Source organism: Microbacterium saperdae, assembly GCF_006716345.1.
GTDB lineage: Bacteria > Actinomycetota > Actinomycetes > Actinomycetales > Microbacteriaceae > Microbacterium > Microbacterium saperdae.
Window position 1 is genome coordinate 2,483,052 of record NZ_VFOX01000001.1, and the last position, 18,878, is coordinate 2,501,929.

An 18,878-nucleotide genomic window follows, 5' to 3' on the forward strand; every position below is an offset into this window, starting at 1 on the left:
GCGCGGCCCCGGGGCTCAGCGGCCGATGTACTCGGCGATCACGGGGGCGAACGACGCGCCGACCTCGGCAGCGGGTCGCTTCTGCCCCTTCACCTCGAAGGAGTGCCCGCCGCCTTCGGTCCAGACCACTCGCGCGTTCTGACAGGTCGCGAGGACGGCCTCGAACTGCTCCACCGGCTGGATGAACGGATCGTTTGTGCCCTCGATGAACAACTGCGGGATGGTGATCGCCGGCAGATGCTCCGCGCGAGGCTTCTCCGGCTTGCCCGGTGCATGCAGCGGATAGCCGAGGTACGCGAGCCCGTCGACCACGAGGCCTTCGGCGACCGCCATCGACGCCATGCGTCCGCCGTAGGACTTGCCGGTCGCCCAGACGCGCGCCGCAGGATCCTGCGCGCGGGCCCACGTGACGACCGCGTTCCAGGTGGCGATCGCGTGCGCAGCCGGCCCCGGCATCCGGCGGCCCTGTTCGACGTAGGGGAAGTTGAACCGCAGCGTCGAGACTCCCCGCGCGACGAGCGCCTCAGCGAGGCCGACGAGGAAAGGATGATCCTTGCCCGCTCCGGCGCCGTGGGCGATGAGCACGATGTCGCCGCTCCGACCTTCCGTCCAGTCGCCCGACACGGTCACCGCACCGGTGGGCAGGGCGACGGGGATCTGAACCGTCATGCGCGTACGAACGGGATCGCGAACGGCACGCGCATCACCGCGCCCGACGAGGACCGGATCGTGCCGATGATCACCAGGACCAGATGCAGGAGCGAGATCGCGACATAGATCGTCACCGGGATGCCGATAGGGAAGAACCCCGTTGCGGGGCTCTCCGCGGTGAGCAGGAACAGCACCACGAAGTGCATCACGATCAGCGACGTGGAGATCAACAGGTACGTGAGTCCCCAGTTGAGCGCCGCGCGCGCGTTCTCCCGAGCGACGCCGCCGGCACGACGAGACGCACCGCCGCTGACGGCCATCGCGATACCCGACGCGATCCCGCCCACGAACGGGAACGGGATGACGATCAGGAACCCGAGAACCCACGGCAGCAGACCCCGCGGAGGCACGGCGCGCGCGACAGCCGGATACCCGGGTCCCGGGTATCCGGGAGCCGGAGGTGCCGCGTGATAGCCCGCCGCCGGGTACCCGGGCGCCGGATGCGACGGCACCGGATACGGCGGAGCAGGAGGCGCGGCAGGTGCCGGCGGGCGCGGCGGCTGCGCCGACGAAGGGGCGGGCGGGGCGGGCGGGAAGCCTCCGGGCTGCTGCGGCTCGGAAGGCGAAGTCATCGTGTCTCGCTCGACGCCGCGTCAGGATCGGTCGACGCCGCGTCAGGATCGGTCGACGGCGCGTCGGACGATGGATGCGCGGAGGGTTCTGCAGGCGTGTCGACCGGATCCGCGGGACGCGGCGGGATCACCGGTTCGCCCGCGGTCGCGGGAACGGGCTGAGCGGGGGCGACTCCGGCGGGGACGATCCGTTCCCCGTAGCGCGGCGGCTCGTCGAGGTTGACGGGAGGGCGAGTCGGCTCCGGGCGTGCGGCACCGATCGCGAGTCGCGCCTTGGCGAGCGAAGCCGGCATCACGGTGACTTCGTAGTGGTCGGCCGCGAACTGCGTGACGCTCGCGAAGTCGCGACGCCGACGAACGATCGCATAGGTGACGAGGCTCAACAGCATCCCGACCGCGACACCGATGAACACGAAGCCCACGAAAAGCTGGATCGGCACCTCGGGGTTGCCGAGGACCAGGATCGCAGAGAGGAACAGCCCGATCAGCACGCCGTTCACCGCCCCGGAGCGAGCCGCGGCCGCGTAGCCGAGCTTTCCAGTGACGCGCTCGACGGTGCGGACGCTCTGTCCGACGATCGCGATGTCTCGGGCAGGAACCTCCGCGGCGATCAGCTTCGACACCGTCTTCTGTGCGCTCTCGTAGTCGCGCATCGACGCGACGATCTCGCCGCTGTCGGCGCTGTTCGCTGGTCGGTTCAACATGCTCATCCGACCATTCTTCCACGCGCCGCTATGGCGGCGCGGGGAATGCAAGAGGGGAGCTCTCGCAGAGCCCCGCGCACTACGCTGGTGAGAGTGAGCACACAACGGGTTTTCGCCGCGCGCCTCGCCGGGTGCGCCGTCTTCGACCCCGTCGGCGACCGGCTCGGCAAAGTCCGTGATGTCGTCATCGTGTACCGAAGTACCGCGGCACCGCGGGTGATCGGCCTCGTCGTCGAGATCCCCGGACGGCGCCAGGTCTTCCTCTCCATCGGCCGGGTCACCTCGATCCGATCCGGCCAGGTCATCAGCACCGGCCTGATCAACGTCCGGCGCTTCTCCCCGCGCGCCGGCGAGGTGCGCGTGCTCGCGGAGATGCTCGGACGCCGCATGAGCTTCGTGGACGGGAGCGGCACCGCGGTCATCGAGGACGTCGCGATCGAGCCGAACCGGCTCGGCGAATGGGCGATCAGCCAACTCTTCCTGCGGCGCCCGAAGACGAGCGCCTCTCCCTTCGCCAAGGGCCCGACGACGTTCGCCGCCTGGAGCGAGGTCACCGAGCAGCACACCCCTGGGGAGTCGCAGTCCGCGGAGCAGCTCGTCGCCTCCTACTCCGAACTGCATGCGGCGGATCTCGCGAACACTCTGCTCGACCTCCCCCAGCAGCGCATGATCGAGGTCGCCGAGGAGCTCTCGGACGACCGCCTCGCCGATGCGCTGGAGGAGATGCCGGAAGACGAGCAGGTGCACATCCTCGATCGACTCGGCGACGAGCGTGCCGCCGACATCCTGGATCAGATGGAGCCGGACGACGCCGCCGACCTCCTCGCCCAGCTTCCCCCCGGCCGTCTCGAGCAGCTGCTGGAGCTCATGGAGCCGGAAGAAGCCGAGGACGTCAGGATGCTGCTGCGGTACGGCCCCGACACCGCCGGCGGCTTGATGACTCCTGAGCCGATCATCCTCTCGGCCGATGCGACGGTCGCCGAGGCTCTGGCGCTGATCCGCCGTCATGAACTGCACCCGGCACTCGCCGCCGCGGTGTTCGTCACGCTGCCGCCCTTCGAGACGCCGACCGGTCGTCTCCTCGGCGTCGTGCACTTCCAGCGGATGCTGCGCTACCCGCCGCACGAACGGCTCGGCGCGATCGTGGACGACAGCATGGAGCCGGTGTCGGTGACGGCGTCGGCGGCCGAGGTCGCGAGGATGCTCGCCAGCTACGACCTCGTTTCCCTCCCCGTGATCGATGCCGCGCACCGCCTGGTCGGCGCGATCAGCATCGACGATGTGCTCGACTACCTGCTGCCCGACGACTGGCGCTCGCACGACAGCGACGATGCCGCCGAGCCTTCGAAGGGGGTGCGCTGATGGCCCGTTCTCCGCGTCTCGACGCACCTCTGGGCAGAGGCGCCACCCGCACACGTCCCACCTCGCGAGACCGCTTCGGTCGCTTCACGGAGTGGGTCGCGCGTGCCATGGGCACCCCGGCGTTCCTCGTCATCCTGACGCTGTTCTGCGTGCTGTGGATCGTCTGGAACACACTCATGCCCGATCCGCTGCGTTTCGATGACGCCGCGCTCGGGTTCACGGCGCTGACTCTCATGCTCTCGCTGCAGGCTTCCTATGCCGCTCCCCTGATCCTGCTCGCGCAGAACCGTCAGGACGACCGCGACCGCGTGCAGATCGAGCAGGACCGCCAGCGAGCGGAGCGCAACCTCGCCGACACCGAGTACCTCGCCAGGGAGATCGTGGCTCTGCGGATGTCGCTCGAGGAGCGCAACGCCCAGGCGGTGACGCGCGACGTGCTGCGCCAGGAGCTCAAGGCGCTGCTGGCGGAACTCGGCGAGCACGAGGAGAAGCCGGACGCCGCCGGCGCCACCTCATGACGGCGGCGGACAGCGTCCGCGCGGCTGTCGCGGCCGTCACGGACCCTGAACTGCGACGGCCCATCGGCGAGCTCGACATGGTGCGCGAGGTGACGGTCGACGGAGACAGCGCGCACGTGGGCATCGTGCTCACGATCGTGGGGTGCCCTGCCGCCGCGCGCATCGAGTCCGACGTCCGCAACGCCGCGGCCTCCGTCGCCGGGATCGCGCAGGTCGAGGTCGAGGTGGGCGTGATGACTCCCGCCGAACGCAAGGCGCTCACCGAGAAGCTCCGTGACGGCAGGCCCGCCAGGCAGATGCCGTTCGGCCCCGACTCCCTCACCCGGGTCATCCTGGTCTCCAGTGGCAAGGGCGGCGTCGGCAAGTCCACGGTCACCGCGAACCTCGCCGTCGCACTCGCCGAGCAGGGCCTGGCGGTCGGGCTCGTGGACGCCGACGTGCACGGGTTCTCGATCCCCGGGCTGCTCGGGATCCCCTCGGGGACCCAGCCGACTCGCATCGACGACCTGATGCTGCCGCCTGTCGCCTACGGGGTGAAGACCATCTCGATCGGCATGTTCCTGCGCGACGGCGAAGCGGTGGTCGCGTGGCGCGGACCGATGCTGCATCGCACGGTCTCGCAGTTCCTGACGGACGTGTTCTTCGGCGATCTCGACGTGCTCCTGATCGACATGCCCCCGGGCACCGGAGACATCGCGATCTCGATCGGCCAGCTCCTTCCCCATGCGGAGGTGCTGGTCGTCACGACACCGCAGACGGCTGCCTCCGAGGTCGCCATCCGGAGCGGTCTCGTGGCCCGCCAGACCGGGCAGCGCGTGATCGGCGTGATCGAGAACATGGGCGCCTTCTCCCTTCCCGACGGGACGGTCATCGATCTGTTCGGCAGCGGCGGCGGGGCAGCGGTCGCCGCAGCGCTCTCCGAGTCGGGAACAGCTGTCCCGCTGCTGGCGTCGATCCCGCTGAGCCCGAGCCTGCGGGCAGGAGGAGATGCCGGAGCTCCCGTCGTGCTGAGTGAGCCCGACGATCCCGCCGCCCGCGCGATCCACGACCTCGCGACGACCCTCGCGCATCAGGGCAGGGGCCTCTCCGGGCGCGCACTGCCGATGTCCCTGCGCTGAGTCGACGTGGGAGGATGGGGATGTGTCCACGACCCCCCGCTCCCTCACCGTCGATGAGAGCCTGCTGCGGAGGATGGCCAACGACGCGACCGTGTACTCGCTGACCAGACCGCTCGCGATCGTGATGTGGGTGGCACTCGCCGGCGCGTTCGTCCTGAGCATCCTGAACCTCAACGCGCGGATCGCGGCCGGTCCCGACGAGGTCGGCCTCGCCGCCTGGATGCCCCCGGTGATCCTCGGCCTCGCCGCGTACGCGATCGTACTGACCGTGTCGAGCGCGCGACGTGCCGTCCGTGCCGCGATGCCGCCCGAGACCGTCGTCTGGGTGTCGCTCGGCGAAGACGTCCTGCAGATGGGGAGCGGGCGTCGGCGCTCCGACATCCGCTACAGCACGTTCCAGAGCATGCGCGCCGGCAAGGACGCGGTGCTGTTCAAGCTCCGCGACGCCTCCGCCGCGACCGCGATCCCCCGGGCTCTGCTGACCGACGACGACATCCTCACCCTCCGCGCGAAGATCTCCTAGCGGGCCACGCGGCTCGACCGGCGCCTCGTGACCGCCAGACGGATGCCGATGACGGCGGGGAGCAGGACGGCGAGGGGCGGGAGGAAGACAGCGCCGAACGCGAGGAGCGAGCCGATCGCGAAGTCGTTGCCACCGTTGCGACCGAGACCGATGCTGCCGCTGCCGAACGTGTCGCCGGCGATCAGGAAGTCGCCGTCGTAGGTCTCGAGGGAGTCCATACAGCTCACGCGATAGGCGCCGGCAGCGGGGGCGATGAACTGCGCGCTCTGCGCGAACCCCCCTCTCGGCGTCATCCACCACAGGGTGTCACTCCACCCGAGCGACGGTCCGCCGCGCGTCGCCACGGCCTCCCCGTCCGGCGCGGTCACGGCGCACGCCATGGTGCCGAGGTTCGCGGAGATCCCTCTCCCCCAGACACCGACGCGCTCTCCGGTCTCGAGTTCCACGACGGTCGTCTCGCCGATCGGATGCGGGTCAGCCGCGTCAACGGACGCGGCGATGGGGAGGACCCAGAGCACCCAGATCAGGACGCCGCCGAGCGCGCAGATGGGGGCGAAGGCCAGGGCCAATCGGTCGCGATCGTTGACACCGCCGCGTCGAGCGGCTGAGTTCACGTGGCTTCGATGTCGAACGGCGGTTTGTTGGTCGCGCTGAACTCCTGCGGGATGCGCGGCGCTGCGGGCTCTGCGATGACCGTCTTCGTCGCGGCGGCAGCGGCGGCGGGAGAGGGGTCATCCATCAGAGCTTCGCGGATGATACGGCGCGGGTCGTACTGACGAGGGTCGAGCTTGCGCCAGTCGACGTCGTCGAGTTCGGGGCCCATCTCGTCGCGCATCTTGGACTTGGTGTCGCGCACGTACTCGCCGGCCTTGCGAACCCACTTCGCGAAGCCCTCGGCGACACGAGGAAGCCTGTCGGGACCCACGATAAGCACCACGATGAGACCGATCAGCAGCAGCTTCTCGAAGGTGAGCCCGAATTGCATCTGTCCAGGCTACCGTCGCGCCTGCGCTCCTGGTGCACACAGAGCGAATATCCTGAGAACACTCATATGCAGGCAGGGAGAACAAGGGCATGAGCGAGCACGACGCGAACGCACGCTTCATCCGCGAGTCCATCGCGGAACCGGATGCGATCGCCCGCGCGCGCGCTCACGCGGTGGAGTTGGGAGCCGCGCCGATCAGCGCTGCCGTCGGCTCGCAGATCGCCGTGCTCGCCGCGGCCACCAGTGCGCGGTCGATCGTCGAGATCGGCACCGGGGCCGGCGTCTCCGGCCTCTGGCTGCTGCGCGGCGCTCCGCAGGCTGTGCTCACCACGATCGACAACGAGCCGGAGCACCTGGCCGCGGCACGCCAGGCGTTCTCCGATGCGAAGGTCCCCTCCACCAAGGCGCGCTTCATCACCGGCCGCGCGTCCGACGTGCTTCCCCGCATGAACGAGGCGTCCTACGACATCGTGCTGGTCGACGCCGATCCCGAGAACGTCATCGCCTACGTGGCACACGGTCTGCGACTCGTGCGCGACGGGGGCATCGTCCTGGTCCCGCGTGTCCTGGTCGGCGGCCGCGCCGCGGATCCGGTACAGCGCGACGAGATCACGTCCGCCTACCGCTCCCTCGTCCAGGAGACGCAGGAGTCCTCAGCCGTCCTCGCCACGGTCTCCCCCGCCGGAGAGGGCCTGCTGCAGCTCGTCAGCATCTCCGAGCGCGGCTGACGACAGCACCTCGACACACGAAGAAGGCGACGGATCGATGATCCGTCGCCTTCTTCGTCGTCCGTGTGGAAACGGATCTGCTCGTTCAGGCAGGCGCCACGACGCCGGCCAGCACGTCGTGAAGCTCCTTCGCCTCGGCGTCGTTCACAGAGACGACCAGGCGGCCGCCGCCTTCGAGCGGAACGCGCACGATGATGAGTCGCCCTTCTTTCACGGCTTCCATGGGTCCGTCTCCGGTCCTCGGCTTCATCGCTGCCATCGTGGCCCCTTTCCTCGGTGGTATGGAATGAGTTTATCGGGTGCGGTCGGGCCTGGACGTCACCTGTGAAGAAATGCACCGATCCTTTACATTCACGGCACCTGCCAGAAGGTGTTGCCGAGGGCGTAGACGTGGTAGATCCACAGCCATTGCCCCACCAGGCCGACGGCGAGCACACCGATGCGCCAGAGGCGGGAACGTGGCACGGCGACCGCTCCCCACAGCGGGCTGAGCGGCAGCAGCAGGCGGAAGGTGCTCGACTGCGGGAAGAACACGGCGAGGAGGTACAACAGGTAGCTCGCGCTCCACAGCCGCAGATCCGTGCCCACGGCCCTGACCTGCGGCGAGCGCAGCAGCGCCAGCCCGGCCGCGATCACGAGCAGGATCAGGGCGACAGGTCCACCCCACATCGGCAGTCCCCACTGGCCGAACCAGAACTGGGAGGCCTGGATCCATCCTTCGAAGGGGATGAAACCGTCGACGCCGCCGACGACCCAGTGCCGCCTCCAGGCGAGCTCGGTCGCCAGATACGCGCCGGGGTCGCCGGTGACGAACCCGGCGATGAGCTGCCACGAGAACCCGGCGACCGTCGCGAGTGCTCCGAGCGCGAGGATGTGCACGATCTCGCCCGTGGCGAGCGGTTCCTCGCGCCGTCGCACCCACCGCAGAATCCCATGCAGGCCGAGGAACAAGGCGAAGGCGAGGATGCCGGGGCGCGTGAACGCCATCACCGGGATGAGCAGATACAGCCAGCCGTAGCGATGCCGTGCCACGGCGTCGAGCGCCAGGAAGAGCAGCAGCAGGAACAACGTCTCGGCGTATCCCACCTGGAACAGTGCAGCCAACGGGCCCGCCGCGAAGAATGCCACGGCCCAGATCGCGGCCGAGCCGCCGATCCTGTCGCGCAGGAGCCGGTGCAGTGCCAGGCAGGCGAAGTATCCGGCGACCACCGAGACCAGCAAGGCTCCGGCGCCCCAGGAACCGAACGGGAGCCCCACGACCTTCGCGACGACGGCGAAGACCGGCATGAAAGCCCAGGCGTTCTCGGCGACATCGCCGGTATCCGTCAGCGGGAGTTCGCTCGGGTAGCCGTTCTCGGCGACGAGCCAGTACCACTGCGCATCCCACCCGAGCACGAAGTCCACGATGCCCGCGTCCGCCCCGAATCGTGAGAGCGATGTCGACAGCGATGCCGCCAGCACGAAGAAGAGCGTGGTGACCAGGCGCGCCAGAAGATAGATCACGGCGATCCGGAGCGCGACGGGCGTCAGCGCCCACCGGCGAGACAGGGTCAGGGCGACGTGAGCCATGCGCGCAGGCCCCGCTCGACCGCATCGATCTGCGCCACCGGCACGCGCTCTTCATCGTGATGCGCGAGATGCGGGTCACCCGGACCGTAGTTCACAGCAGGGATGCCGAGCGCCGAGAAGCGGGCCACGTCGGTCCAGCCGTACTTCGGCCGCGCCTCGGCACCGACCGCCGCCACGAACTGCTGCGCGATCGGGGCGTCCAGTCCGGGCCGTGCGCCCTCGGCGGCATCCGTGACCTCCAGGTCGAACCCGGCGAGGACACCGCGCACGTGGGCCTCGGCGTCGGCTGCGGTCTTGCTCGGCGCGAACCGGTAGTTGATCTCGACTTCGCAGGCATCGGGGATGACGTTCCCGGCGACGCCACCCGTGATCCGCACCGCGCTCAGACTCTCCCGGTAGAGGAGTCCCTCGACGAGGACCTCGCGGGCGCGATACTCCGCGAGCCGGGTGAGGATCGGGGCGGCGCGATGGATCGCGTTCTCGCCGATCCAGGCGCGCGCCGCGTGGGCCCGGACGCCCGAGGTGCGCACGATGGCGCGCAGCGTGCCGTTGCATCCGCCTTCGACCTCGCCGTTGGACGGTTCACCCAGGATCGCGAAGTCGGCTTCGAACAGGTCGGGGCGCACCGAGGCCAGCAGTCCGAGACCGTTCTTGGAGGCCTCGACCTCCTCGTTGTCATACCACATCCAGGTGATGTCGACAGCGGGATCGGTCAGCTCTGCGGCGAGCTTCAGCTGGACCGCCGTTCCGGCCTTCATATCGACGGTGCCGCGCCCCCACAGATACGCCTCGCCGTCGATCTCGATGTCACGCGTGGGGACGTTGTCATTGATCGGCACCGTGTCGATGTGGCCCGCGATCGCCACCCGCTGGCTGCGGCCGAGGGCGGTCCGGGCGACGATGGTGTTGCCGTGCCGGATCACCTCGAGGTGTGCCAGCGGTGCGATCGCCTCCTCGATCGCGTCCGCGAGGTTCTGTTCCTCTCCCGAGACGCTGGGGATGTCGCAGATCGCGCGCGTGAGGTCGAGGGAGGACGCAGTCAGATCGAGCACCATGACCCCAGCCTATGACCTGCCGCCCCGGCCCCGGCGGTGTCCGTCACGTGTCATCGGGACAAGAGACCTGCGCCGTTCCCGGTACCGTGGAGTCATGACTGAATCGCGCAGCGTCTGGGGTGTCGGACTCACCACGATCGCCGGTGACGGCACCGTTCTCGATGCCTGGTACTCCGCACTCGGCACCGGGACCGCTCCTGCCGAGGAGTCCACGGCCGCCGCTGCCGCGCTGCAGCAGGACGCGCGCCCCGACGAGCGACGCAACGTCACGGTCGAGGTCGTCCAGCTCGGGATCGATCTGGATGCCGCTCCGTCCTCCACCGCAGACGCCTACCTGCGCCTGCACGCGCTCTCGCACCTCCTGGTGCGGCCCAACGACCTCAACCTCGACGGCATCTTCGGACATCTCCCGAACGTCGCCTGGACCAACGCCGGCCCGGTTCACCCCGACGATGCCGCCCGTCTGCGCCCGGCCCTCCAGCGCGCCGGTATCCAGGTGCAGGGACTGGACAAGTTCCCCCGCCTGACCGACTACCTGCAGCCGACGGGCGTGCGCATCGCCGATGCGTCTCGCGTGCGTCTGGGCGCCTACCTCTCCCCCGGCACGACCGTGATGCACGAGGGCTTCGTCAACTTCAACGCCGGAACACTCGGAGCGTCGATGGTGGAAGGTCGCATCTCGCAGGGCGTCGTCGTCGGCGACGGCAGCGACATCGGCGGCGGCTCCTCGATCATGGGCACGCTCTCCGGCGGCGGCACGCACCGCGTCTCGATCGGAGCGCGCACCCTCCTGGGCGCGAACGCCGGGATCGGCATCTCGCTGGGTGACGACTGCGTCGTCGAGGCCGGGTTGTACGTCACGGCCGGCACCAAGATCGTCCTGGCTGACGGCCCGACCACTGCGGACGGCGGGAAGAAGACCGTCAAGGGCGCTGAGCTCTCCGGTCAGGATGGGCTCCTGTTCCGCCGGAACTCCCTCAGCGGCGCGGTCGAGGCCGTCCGCCGCGCCGGCGTCGGCGTCACCCTGAACGAAGCGCTGCACGCCTGACCGACCTTTCGGTGGAGAGCCTGTGCGCCCCTCCCGGGGTGGCGCACAGGCTCTCCCCTGCTGCGCGTGATACTGTCAGCGTGACGCTCCTCGCGATGCGAGACGTCTGCGTCGTCGACACGCTCCCGCGCCACTAGCCTGGTTCTGGCCATTTCGAACGGCGAAACGATGCGCGATCCCGCGCCGTCGCCCACCTTCCCGCACCCGGCCACCTCGTTCGCGCGTGCATTCTCGGAGATACTTCATGACTTCCTTCCTCGACCTCGGCGTGCCCGCCGATCTCGCCGCCGTCCTCGCAAAGGACGGCAAGACCGAAGCGTTCGCGATTCAGCGCGACACGCTTCCCGACTCCCTCGCGGGTCGCGACCTCCTCGGCCGCGGCCGCACCGGCAGCGGAAAGACGATCGCCTTCGCCCTTCCGCTCGTCTCACGCATCGCCGACTCGACGCGCAAGAGCCGCGCCGGCCACCCGCGCGGCCTCGTGCTCGCTCCGACCCGTGAGCTCGCCACCCAGATCGCCGCGACCATCGCGCCTCTCGCCGAGGCCAAGGGCCTGCGCGTCACCACCGTGTTCGGTGGCGTCAGCCAGCGTCCGCAGGAGCAGGCCATGCGCAGCGGCGTCGACATCGTCGTCGCGTGCCCCGGCCGCCTCGAAGATCTCATGAAGCAGAAGATCGTGCAGCTCGACGCCGTCGAGGTGACCGTGCTCGATGAGGCCGACCACATGGCGGACCTCGGCTTCCTGCCCGGCGTCACCCGCATCCTCACCGCGACTCCTGCCGGCGGCCAGCGTCTGCTGTTCAGCGCGACGCTCGACCGCGGCATCGACACGCTCGCGCGTCGCTTCCTCTCGAACGCCGTCAGCCACGAGGTCGACGAGGAGAGCGTTCCCGTCGGCGAGATGACGCACCGCGTGCTGGTCGTCGAATCGACCGACGACAAGACGACCCTGGTGCGCGACCTCGCGTCGGGAACCGGTCGCCGCATCCTGTTCACCCGCACGAAGCACCAGGCCAAGAAGCTCGCCAAGCAGCTGACGGCCGCAGGCATCCCCGCGGTCGATCTGCACGGCAACCTGTCGCAGAACGCGCGTGAGCGCAACCTGAGCGCCTTCTCGTCCGACCCGGATGACGGTGGCGTGCGCGTGCTCGTCGCCACCGACGTCGCCGCCCGTGGCGTGCACGTCGACAATGTCGACCTGGTCGTGCACGTCGACCCGCCGATGGAGCACAAGGCGTACCTGCACCGCTCTGGCCGTACCGCGCGCGCCGGCGCCGCCGGAACCGTCGTGACCGTGGTGCTCCCCGAGCAGCGTCGCGATGTGAAGGATCTCCTGCGCAAGGCGGCCATCACGGCTCCGCTCGAGAGCGCCACCGCGGCTGCCGTCACGGGCCTCGTGCCCGAGCGCGCCCCGCACGTGCGTCCTGCCCCCGTGCAGGCGCAGCAGCCGCAGCGTCAGGCCAAGCAGCGCCCCGCCGGTGGCGAGCGCGCAGGCGCCTCCACTCCCCCCGCACGCCGTCGTCGCCCCCGCTCCGGCGGACAGGGTGGCGGCCAGGGCCAGGCCGGGTTCTCCTCGCGCCAGGGCGGCCAGCGTCAGGGCGGTCGGAGCGCTCAGGGTCGCTGACCCGCATTCCTCGACACGGCCTGTCCTCCTTCGGGAGGGCAGGCCGTTCTCGTCTCCGGGGACCTCAGGCACCGCGCACGCAACGAACCCCCACCGGCCGCCGGGCGAGCGGGAGTGGGGGTTCGGTCAGATGGGTCGGCCCGATGGGGCCTGCTCAGCTCAGCGCGACGTCGGGAACGAGCGCTCCGGCGAGCCGACGTACAGCTGCTGCGGGCGGCCGATCTTCGTCTGCGGGTCGTTCTGCAGCTCGCGCCACTGGGCGAGCCATCCGGGCAGACGGCCGATCGCGAAGAGCACGGTGAACATCCGCGTCGGGAAGCCCATGGCCTTGTAGATGACGCCGGTGTAGAAATCGACGTTCGGGTACAGGCGACGCTCGCGGAAGTAGTCGTCGGCCAGGGCCAGCTCCTCGAGCTCCTTGGCGAGGTCCAGCAGCGGGTCGGTCACGCCGAGCGAGGCGAGCACCTCGTCTGCGGCATCCTTGACGAGCTTGGCGCGAGGGTCGTAGTTCTTGTAGACCCGGTGCCCGAAGCCCATCAGCTTCACGCCCTCTTCCTTGTTCTTCACACGCTCCACGAAACGTGCGACGCTCTGACCGGAGTCCCGGATCTGTCCGAGCATCGTGAGGACGGCCTCGTTGGCGCCACCGTGAAGGGGGCCGGAGAGGGCCTGGATGCCGGCGGACACGGAGGCGAACTGGTTCGCGCCCGTGGAGCCGACCAGGCGCACCGTCGACGTGGAGGCGTTCTGTTCGTGGTCCTCGTGCAGGATCAGGAGAAGCTCGAGCGCCTTCGACATCACGGGATTGACCTCGTAGGGCTCGCTGTGCACGCCGAAGTTGAGCTTGAGGAAGTTGTCCACGAAGCTCAGCGAGTTGTCGGGGTACAGGAATGCCTGTCCGACGCTCTTCTTGTGCGCGTACGCCGCGATCACCGGCAACTTCGCGAGCATGCGGATCATGTTGAGTTCGACGTGCTCGGGATCGTGGGGGTCCGTCTGACCCTCGTAGTAGGTCGAGAGCGCGGCCACCGCCGAGGAGAGCACCGACATCGGGTGCGCCGTGTGCGGCAGCGCCGAGAAGAAGCGCTTGAGGTCTTCGTGCAGCAGCGTGTGGCGACGGATCTTCTCGTCGAACTCCGCCAGCTCGGACGCCGATGGCAGTTCGCCGTAGATGAGCAGCCACGCGACCTCGAGGTAGCTCGTGGTGCCGGCGAGCTGCTCGATCGGATAGCCCCGATAACGCAGGATTCCCTTGTCGCCATCGATGAACGTGATCTCCGACTTGGTCGACGCCGTGTTCACGAACCCGTAGTCGAGTCCGGTGTATCCGGTCTGGCGGGTCAGTGTGGAGAAGTCGATGCTGTCGTGCCCGGCCGTGCCACGCACGAGGGGGAACTCCGCGGTGGTGTCACCGATGGTCAGCTTCGCTGTCGCCTGCTGGTCTGCCGCTGCGCTCACGCGGGCCTCCTCGTTGTGTCTGCCCGTACGCCTGTCGCGTCGGAATCAGCCAAGATCTTGATCAAGCCGGAACTGGCGATCTCGCGGCGCAAAGACGCCTGGTCGGATCACGACCGAATCGCTTTTACAGCCTAGTAGGGACTGACGCCTACTGTGACATCCGCCAAAGGGAGCGCGGATGGCAGGAGGGAACCTACAGCCCGGCGTGCAGCCGACGCGCGCCTTCTGCGATGCGTTCGGTGGGCGCCGTCAGAGCCAGACGCACATGCTGGATGGAGTGCGCGCCGTAGAACGGCCCGGGACCGGCGAGGATGCCGAGCTCCGCGAGCCGCGCCATCGATTCCCACGCGTCGCGCCCTTCGGTCGCCCATAGGTAGAGTCCCGCCTCGGAGCCGTCGATGCGGAACCCGGCAGCTTCGAGCGCGGGGCGCAGGGTGTCGCGCCGGATCCGGTACAGCTCCTTCTGCGCGGCGACATGTTCATCATCGCCGAGCGCGACGGCCATCGCGTGTTGGATCGGTGCCGGGGGCATCAGCCCCAGATGCTTGCGGGCCGTGAGCAGCTCGCCCACGATCCGGGCGCATCCGGCGACGAATGCCGCCCGATAGCCCGCGAGATTCGACTGCTTGCTCAGCGAGTAGACGCTCAGCAGGTTCGAACGCCTGCCTCCGGTGACACGTGGGTCGAGGATCGAGGGGATCGCCTCGGTGGCCCAGGGGCCATCCCAGCCGAGCTCCGCGTAGCACTCGTCGCTGGCGAGGACGGCACCGAGCTCGCGCGCGCGGACGACGGCGGCCGCGAGTTCATCGACCGTCCAGGTGCGTCCGTCCGGGTTGCCCGGAGTGTTGATCCAGATGAGCTTCGTGCCCTCGGGCCAGCTCGCCGGGTCATCCGCGGCGAGCGGTGTGGCACCCGCGATGCGCGCACCCACCTCGTAGGTCGGGTAGGCGACGAGCGGATGCACGACGATGTCACCCTCACCCAGGCCGAGAAGCGTGGGCAGCAACGCCACGAGTTCTTTCGAACCGATCGTCGGGAGCACGTTGTCGACCGTGAGGTCCGGCACTCCCCTGCGCCGCGCGTACCAGTCGACGATCGCCTCGCGCACCGCGGGCGTGCCGACGGTCTGCGGGTAGGCGTGCGCATCCGTCGCCTCGGCGAGCGCACGGCGGATGATGTCCGGAGTCGGATCGACGGGAGAGCCGATGGACAGATCCACCAGACCCTGCGGGTGCTGGGCGGCACGCTCCCGGTAGGGGATCACGGCGTCCCACGGGTAGTCGGCGAGGTCGCGGACGCTCACGGGCGAGACCTATTCGCCCTGGGGCGGCAGTGCCGCGACGATGGGGTGGTCGAACGAGTACACGCCGACCTTCGCCGCACCGCCGGGTGAGCCGATCTCCTCGAAGAACTCCACGTTCGCCTTGTAGTAGTCCTGCCACTCGTCCGGCAGGTCGTCCTCGTAGTAGATGGCCTCGACGGGGCACACCGGCTCGCAGGCTCCGCAATCCACGCACTCGTCCGGGTGGATGTACAAAGAACGCTCACCCTCGTAGATGCAGTCCACGGGGCACTCGTCGATGCAGGCGCGGTCCTTCACATCAACACACGGCAGGGCGATCACATACGTCACCCCTCCAGTCTACGACTCGCGCGGCTCACTCTCCTGCGAGGCTGCCGCGTGGTGCGGGACCGAGGTGATGAGAGGCGCGTCGGCGACGGGAGCATCCGCCGTCGTCGCCGAGGTGCGCACCGGCAGTCGGGAGAAAGAGGGCCAGGCGACGACGAGCAGCACGAGCCCCGCGACCAGATACGTCCAGATGCGGCCGGCGAGGGAATCCTGCACCACCACGGAACCGCCCGGACCGACGCCGGAGATCAGGATCAGCATCCCGACCATCCCGAGACCGGCGGCCAGCGCCGCCCCACGGTCATGCGTCAGGGCACGGATGGCGATCAGGATGGCGGCGCAGGCGATTCCGCCGACGATGAGCCCGACGGGCAGGACACCCCAGGTCAGGCTGTGGCCGATCGTGCCGGCGATGCCGTACACGCCGCCGACCAGGGCCGCTGCGACCCACGACAACACTCTCGACACCCAGTTGACGCGCACGAGTCGATCCTACCCGCGTGGCCTGTGGACGCTGAGGGACGCTCCCCCGTCAGACTGCGAGCCCGAGCAGCCGGAGGACGGCGGCGACCACGGCCGCCGCGATCACCACGACGAGGAAGGACTGGCGCAACCAGAGCAGCCCCGCGGCGACCAGGAGCGCAGGCACCCGGGCATCGACGACGATCGCCTGCCCGGCGCCGAGGGTCTGCACCGCCACGAGCGCCGCCAGCAGCGCGACCGTGAGCAGATCGGAGATACGGGCCGGCCGCGGCGCCTCGAGCACCTTGGGCGGCACCAGGTAGCCCACGGCCTTGAGCGCGAGGCAGACGAGGGCGGCGAGCAGGATGGCGCTCCAGACGCTCATGGCGTCACTCCCGACGGAGACTCTGCGGTGCCGACGGACGGGCGACTCCCGAACCAGTTGAACCATCCGACCACGATGGCGACCAGCGCGGCGATGAGCACGGGGACGCCCGGCATCAGGAACGGCGTGAGCGCGGCCGCCACCACGGCGGCGGCGATGCCGACCGCGATCGCCTGTCTCTGCTGCAGCCGGGGCCACAGCAGCGCGAGGAACGCGGCGGCCGCGGCAGCGTCCAATCCCCAGGCCCGCGGATCACCGAGCACATCGCCCACGAGGGCGCCGATCAGCGTGGTGATGTTCCAGCCCACGAAGATGCCGATGCCCGTCACCCAGAATCCGACGCGGCGCAGTCGCGGATCGCCCTGCGAGATGGCGACAGCCGTGGATTCATCGATCGTGAAGTGCGCGGCGGCCGCACGACGAGCCACCCCTCCCCCGACGATGGGCGACATCCGCATGCCGTAGGCCACGTTGCGCACACCCAGCAGCACCGCGGAGGCGATGGCCGAGGGCAGCGCCGCGACGCCGCCCGCGGTGAACACACCCACGAACGCGAACTGCGAGCCGCCGGTGAACATCAGCAGGCTCAGCACACACGTCTGCCACACGTCGAGTCCGGATGCGACGGCGAGCGCACCGAACGAGACGCCGTAGGCGCTGGTCGCGAGCACGACGCCGAGCGCCTCACGCCACACTTCACGCTCGGGAGTCATGACGCGACCTCTCGACCGTTCGTTTCGCTGAACACATGAGTATCATTCTGAACACACACCGTCGGATAGTCAAGCGAACGATCGTTTGACATGATGAACACATGGAAGATCTCCGCACCCGAATCGCCCGCACGATCCGTCGCGAGCGCGAAGCCGCTTCCCTCTCGGTGTCCGAACTCGCACGGCGAGCCGGGATCTCCAAGGCGACGGTGTCCCAGCTCGAGAGCGGGGCGGGAAATCCCAGTGTCGAGACGCTGTGGGCGCTCGGCGTCGCGCTCGGGGTGCCGTTCGCGGTGCTGGTCGATCAGCAGGCGAACGCGCCCACGTTGATCCGCGCCGAGGATCTCGCCGGAGTGCCGTCGTCGGCGGCCGCCTACAGTGCCTCCCTGCTATCGGCCAGCCCTCCCGGCGCGCGCCGGGACCTCTACCTCATCCAGGCGGAGCCGGGAGACCCCCGACGCTCCGATCCTCACCATCCCGGCACCACCGAGCACGTCATCCTGATCTCCGGAGAAGCGCGGATCGGCCCGGTCGAGCAGCCGATCCTCCTTCACCCCGGTGACTACCTCTCCTACGCCGGCGATGTGCCCCATATCTTCGAGGCGACGGTCGCCGGCACCAGCGCCGTGCTCATCTCCGAACTCCGCTGACATACGCAGAAGGCCCGGCCCCACTCCGGGGTCGGGCCTTCTCTGTCGCTACGCGGAGGTCAGTACCAGTTCATCGCCTGCGAATGCGACCACGCGCTGCAGGGGGAACCGTACGACCCGGCGATGTACTCGAGTCCCCAGGCGATCTGCGTGGCGGCGTTCGTCTGCCAGTCGCTGCCGGCGGCGGCCATCTTGCTGCCGGGGAGCGCCTGCGGGATCCCCGTGGCACCGCCGTCCGCGTTGTAGGCCTGATAGTTCCAGCCGGACTCCTTGGTCCACAGCGAGCTCAGGCAGGAGAACTGGTCGTCGCCCCACCCGTAACGGCTGGACGCCATCTCCCGCGCGGTCGCCTTCGCGCCGTCGACGGTGTTGGCCGAGGCGAGCGCGGCGGCCGCAGCCGCCGCCTTCTCGGCCGCGGCCTTCTCGGCAGCGGCAGCAGCTTCCGCTGCGGCCTTCTGCTCCTTCGCGGTCGTATAGGTCTCCTGCAGGGCCGTGGTGCGCGCGACGACCGAAGAGGTGTCGGCGACGGCGTCGGACGTCAGATCTTCGAGCAGGAGCGCGGGAACCAGCGCCCGGTCGGCCAGCGCGTCCACGTCGGTCTGCAGCTCGGAGGTGTCGATCGAGACGACCGTGTCGCCCAGATCGAGGCCGGAGGCGGCGACCTCGGTCGTGAGGGCCTCCGCCGCTGAGACGGCGTCTGTGGCCTCGGCGTAGGCCTCGGCCGCGTCATCCGCGATCTCACGCAGGGGCTGGGGACCTGTCGCCACCGCGGCTGCGGCGAGATCGGCCGTGGCGGGGTTCTCTGCACCGGCGGCGGGAGCGGAGACGATCCCGACCGTGAGCGTGATGCCCAGCAGGGCGCCGGTCAGCGAGCTGAGAAGCAGCATGGGGCGACGGGCACGGACAGCGGAGTGGGCCTCGACGGCCGCGGCGGCGCGCCGAGACGCACGGGTGTTGTGAAGGTGAAGCAAGGATTCGACTTTCGGGTCGTCGTCCACCCGGACCTGCAGGGCAGGGCGACTCATGGGAGTCGACTCGCCGGGCGCAAGTCACCGAGTCTGCA

Annotated in this window: 23 protein-coding genes; 8 read left to right on the top strand and 15 right to left on the bottom strand. The window is 69.3% G+C overall.

Annotation, left to right across the window (positions count from 1 at the left end; genetic code table 11):
- Positions 1 to 15: 15 nt before the first annotated feature.
- From FB560_RS11795 to FB560_RS11805, 3 genes are read right to left on the bottom strand one after another with little or no spacing between them, the layout of a single operon-like run.
- Positions 16 to 669, bottom strand: a complete 654-nt coding sequence (locus FB560_RS11795) for an alpha/beta hydrolase family protein (protein ID WP_141872540.1) — start codon at positions 667 to 669, stop codon at positions 16 to 18.
- Positions 666 to 1,283 (bottom strand): DUF4870 domain-containing protein, encoded by a 618-nt coding sequence (locus FB560_RS11800; protein ID WP_141872541.1) that lies wholly within the window; start codon positions 1,281 to 1,283, stop codon positions 666 to 668. The genes FB560_RS11795 and FB560_RS11800 overlap by 4 nt, the downstream gene beginning before the upstream one ends.
- Entirely contained in the window at positions 1,280 to 1,993 is a 714-nt protein-coding gene (locus tag FB560_RS11805) for a general stress protein (protein WP_141872542.1), read from the bottom strand. The genes FB560_RS11800 and FB560_RS11805 overlap by 4 nt, the downstream gene beginning before the upstream one ends.
- Positions 1,994 to 2,080: 87 nt before the next feature.
- Between FB560_RS11805 and FB560_RS11810 the strand changes: the two genes are divergently transcribed.
- The 4 genes from FB560_RS11810 to FB560_RS11825 are packed head-to-tail and all read left to right on the top strand — an operon-like array spanning position 2,081 to position 5,508.
- Positions 2,081 to 3,349 carry a magnesium transporter MgtE N-terminal domain-containing protein gene (locus FB560_RS11810; protein WP_141872543.1) on the top strand — a complete coding sequence of 423 codons (1,269 nt, stop codon included), beginning with the start codon at positions 2,081 to 2,083 and terminating at the stop codon, positions 3,347 to 3,349.
- Positions 3,349 to 3,867 carry a DUF1003 domain-containing protein gene (locus tag FB560_RS11815; protein WP_141872544.1) on the top strand — a complete coding sequence of 173 codons (519 nt, stop codon included), beginning with the start codon at positions 3,349 to 3,351 and terminating at the stop codon, positions 3,865 to 3,867. Before FB560_RS11810 ends, FB560_RS11815 begins: the two co-directional genes overlap by 1 nt.
- Positions 3,864 to 4,985: an Mrp/NBP35 family ATP-binding protein gene (locus FB560_RS11820; protein WP_141872545.1), complete on the top strand. Its 1,122-nt coding sequence runs from the start codon at positions 3,864 to 3,866 to the stop codon at positions 4,983 to 4,985. Before FB560_RS11815 ends, FB560_RS11820 begins: the two co-directional genes overlap by 4 nt.
- A gap of 22 nt (positions 4,986 to 5,007) precedes the next feature.
- Positions 5,008 to 5,508 (top strand): YcxB family protein, encoded by a 501-nt coding sequence (locus FB560_RS11825; RefSeq protein ID WP_229673105.1) that lies wholly within the window; start codon positions 5,008 to 5,010, stop codon positions 5,506 to 5,508.
- Here the strand turns inward: FB560_RS11825 and FB560_RS11830 are convergent.
- Complete coding sequence (locus FB560_RS11830; RefSeq protein WP_141872546.1) at positions 5,505 to 6,122, bottom strand: hypothetical protein; 618 nt, start codon at positions 6,120 to 6,122, stop codon at positions 5,505 to 5,507. The two genes, FB560_RS11825 and FB560_RS11830, sit on opposite strands and share 4 nt — an antisense overlap.
- Positions 6,119 to 6,493: a twin-arginine translocase TatA/TatE family subunit gene (locus tag FB560_RS11835; protein ID WP_141872547.1), complete on the bottom strand. Its 375-nt coding sequence runs from the start codon at positions 6,491 to 6,493 to the stop codon at positions 6,119 to 6,121. The genes FB560_RS11830 and FB560_RS11835 overlap by 4 nt, the downstream gene beginning before the upstream one ends.
- Positions 6,494 to 6,582: 89 nt before the next feature.
- Between FB560_RS11835 and FB560_RS11840 the strand changes: the two genes are divergently transcribed.
- Positions 6,583 to 7,221 carry an O-methyltransferase gene (locus tag FB560_RS11840; protein WP_141872548.1) on the top strand — a complete coding sequence of 213 codons (639 nt, stop codon included), beginning with the start codon at positions 6,583 to 6,585 and terminating at the stop codon, positions 7,219 to 7,221.
- Positions 7,222 to 7,306: 85 nt separating this feature from the next.
- Here FB560_RS11840 and FB560_RS11845 read toward each other — a convergent pair whose 3' ends face one another.
- The 3 genes from FB560_RS11845 to dapE all read right to left on the bottom strand — a co-directional run bounded on the left by FB560_RS11845 (position 7,307) and on the right by dapE (position 9,845).
- Complete coding sequence (locus FB560_RS11845; protein ID WP_141872549.1) at positions 7,307 to 7,480, bottom strand: DUF3117 domain-containing protein; 174 nt, start codon at positions 7,478 to 7,480, stop codon at positions 7,307 to 7,309.
- A gap of 92 nt (positions 7,481 to 7,572) precedes the next feature.
- On the bottom strand, positions 7,573 to 8,790 hold the full coding sequence (locus FB560_RS11850) for a hypothetical protein (RefSeq protein WP_141872550.1): 1,218 nt from the start codon (positions 8,788 to 8,790) through the stop codon (positions 7,573 to 7,575).
- Entirely contained in the window at positions 8,772 to 9,845 is a 1,074-nt protein-coding gene (gene dapE / locus FB560_RS11855) for a succinyl-diaminopimelate desuccinylase (RefSeq protein ID WP_141872551.1), read from the bottom strand. The genes FB560_RS11850 and dapE overlap by 19 nt, the downstream gene beginning before the upstream one ends.
- A 94-nt stretch (positions 9,846 to 9,939) precedes the next feature.
- On the opposite strand from dapE, the gene dapD reads away from it, so the two are divergent.
- A complete protein-coding gene (gene dapD / locus FB560_RS11860) occupies positions 9,940 to 10,893 on the top strand; it encodes a 2,3,4,5-tetrahydropyridine-2,6-dicarboxylate N-succinyltransferase (protein WP_141872552.1) in 954 nt (317 codons plus the stop codon).
- A 244-nt stretch (positions 10,894 to 11,137) separates the two neighbouring features.
- Positions 11,138 to 12,517, top strand: a complete 1,380-nt coding sequence (locus tag FB560_RS11865; protein ID WP_141872553.1) for a DEAD/DEAH box helicase — start codon at positions 11,138 to 11,140, stop codon at positions 12,515 to 12,517.
- A 159-nt stretch (positions 12,518 to 12,676) separates the two neighbouring features.
- On the opposite strand, the gene FB560_RS11870 is transcribed toward FB560_RS11865, so the two are convergent.
- The 6 genes from FB560_RS11870 to FB560_RS11895 form a co-directional block, all read right to left on the bottom strand.
- Positions 12,677 to 13,975 (bottom strand): citrate synthase, encoded by a 1,299-nt coding sequence (locus tag FB560_RS11870; protein WP_141872554.1) that lies wholly within the window; start codon positions 13,973 to 13,975, stop codon positions 12,677 to 12,679.
- Positions 13,976 to 14,168: 193 nt separating this feature from the next.
- Positions 14,169 to 15,278 carry a succinyldiaminopimelate transaminase gene (gene dapC, locus FB560_RS11875; protein WP_141872555.1) on the bottom strand — a complete coding sequence of 370 codons (1,110 nt, stop codon included), beginning with the start codon at positions 15,276 to 15,278 and terminating at the stop codon, positions 14,169 to 14,171.
- A gap of 9 nt (positions 15,279 to 15,287) precedes the next feature.
- Positions 15,288 to 15,608, bottom strand: a complete 321-nt coding sequence (gene fdxA / locus FB560_RS11880) for a ferredoxin (protein WP_141872556.1) — start codon at positions 15,606 to 15,608, stop codon at positions 15,288 to 15,290.
- Positions 15,609 to 15,617: 9 nt separating this feature from the next.
- Positions 15,618 to 16,088, bottom strand: a complete 471-nt coding sequence (locus FB560_RS11885; RefSeq protein ID WP_229673103.1) for a histidinol dehydrogenase — start codon at positions 16,086 to 16,088, stop codon at positions 15,618 to 15,620.
- A gap of 49 nt (positions 16,089 to 16,137) precedes the next feature.
- Positions 16,138 to 16,452 carry an AzlD domain-containing protein gene (locus FB560_RS11890; RefSeq protein WP_141872557.1) on the bottom strand — a complete coding sequence of 105 codons (315 nt, stop codon included), beginning with the start codon at positions 16,450 to 16,452 and terminating at the stop codon, positions 16,138 to 16,140.
- Entirely contained in the window at positions 16,449 to 17,165 is a 717-nt protein-coding gene (locus FB560_RS11895) for an AzlC family ABC transporter permease (protein ID WP_141872558.1), read from the bottom strand. The genes FB560_RS11890 and FB560_RS11895 overlap by 4 nt, the downstream gene beginning before the upstream one ends.
- A 101-nt stretch (positions 17,166 to 17,266) precedes the next feature.
- On the opposite strand from FB560_RS11895, the gene FB560_RS11900 reads away from it, so the two are divergent.
- On the top strand, positions 17,267 to 17,815 hold the full coding sequence (locus tag FB560_RS11900; protein ID WP_141872559.1) for a helix-turn-helix domain-containing protein: 549 nt from the start codon (positions 17,267 to 17,269) through the stop codon (positions 17,813 to 17,815).
- A 59-nt stretch (positions 17,816 to 17,874) separates the two neighbouring features.
- Here the strand turns inward: FB560_RS11900 and FB560_RS11905 are convergent, their stop codons facing one another.
- Positions 17,875 to 18,840, bottom strand: a complete 966-nt coding sequence (locus tag FB560_RS11905; protein WP_229673101.1) for an aggregation-promoting factor C-terminal-like domain-containing protein — start codon at positions 18,838 to 18,840, stop codon at positions 17,875 to 17,877.
- Positions 18,841 to 18,878: the final 38 nt, after the last annotated feature.

Coding starts and splice junctions, on each gene's coding strand:
- FB560_RS11840 (WP_141872548.1), top strand. CDS start 6,583: ATGAGCGAGCACGACGCGAACGCACGCTTCATCCGCGAGTCCATCGCG.
- FB560_RS11905 (WP_229673101.1), bottom strand. CDS start 18,840: ATGAGTCGCCCTGCCCTGCAGGTCCGGGTGGACGACGACCCGAAAGTC.
- FB560_RS11805 (WP_141872542.1), bottom strand. CDS start 1,993: ATGAGCATGTTGAACCGACCAGCGAACAGCGCCGACAGCGGCGAGATC.
- FB560_RS11900 (WP_141872559.1), top strand. CDS start 17,267: ATGGAAGATCTCCGCACCCGAATCGCCCGCACGATCCGTCGCGAGCGC.
- FB560_RS11835 (WP_141872547.1), bottom strand. CDS start 6,493: ATGCAATTCGGGCTCACCTTCGAGAAGCTGCTGCTGATCGGTCTCATC.
- FB560_RS11865 (WP_141872553.1), top strand. CDS start 11,138: ATGACTTCCTTCCTCGACCTCGGCGTGCCCGCCGATCTCGCCGCCGTC.
- FB560_RS11845 (WP_141872549.1), bottom strand. CDS start 7,480: ATGGCAGCGATGAAGCCGAGGACCGGAGACGGACCCATGGAAGCCGTG.
- FB560_RS11850 (WP_141872550.1), bottom strand. CDS start 8,790: ATGGCTCACGTCGCCCTGACCCTGTCTCGCCGGTGGGCGCTGACGCCC.
- FB560_RS11890 (WP_141872557.1), bottom strand. CDS start 16,452: ATGAGCGTCTGGAGCGCCATCCTGCTCGCCGCCCTCGTCTGCCTCGCG.
- dapD (WP_141872552.1), top strand. CDS start 9,940: ATGACTGAATCGCGCAGCGTCTGGGGTGTCGGACTCACCACGATCGCC.
- FB560_RS11815 (WP_141872544.1), top strand. CDS start 3,349: ATGGCCCGTTCTCCGCGTCTCGACGCACCTCTGGGCAGAGGCGCCACC.
- FB560_RS11895 (WP_141872558.1), bottom strand. CDS start 17,165: ATGACTCCCGAGCGTGAAGTGTGGCGTGAGGCGCTCGGCGTCGTGCTC.
- dapE (WP_141872551.1), bottom strand. CDS start 9,845: ATGGTGCTCGATCTGACTGCGTCCTCCCTCGACCTCACGCGCGCGATC.
- FB560_RS11820 (WP_141872545.1), top strand. CDS start 3,864: ATGACGGCGGCGGACAGCGTCCGCGCGGCTGTCGCGGCCGTCACGGAC.
- FB560_RS11795 (WP_141872540.1), bottom strand. CDS start 669: ATGACGGTTCAGATCCCCGTCGCCCTGCCCACCGGTGCGGTGACCGTG.
- FB560_RS11800 (WP_141872541.1), bottom strand. CDS start 1,283: ATGACTTCGCCTTCCGAGCCGCAGCAGCCCGGAGGCTTCCCGCCCGCC.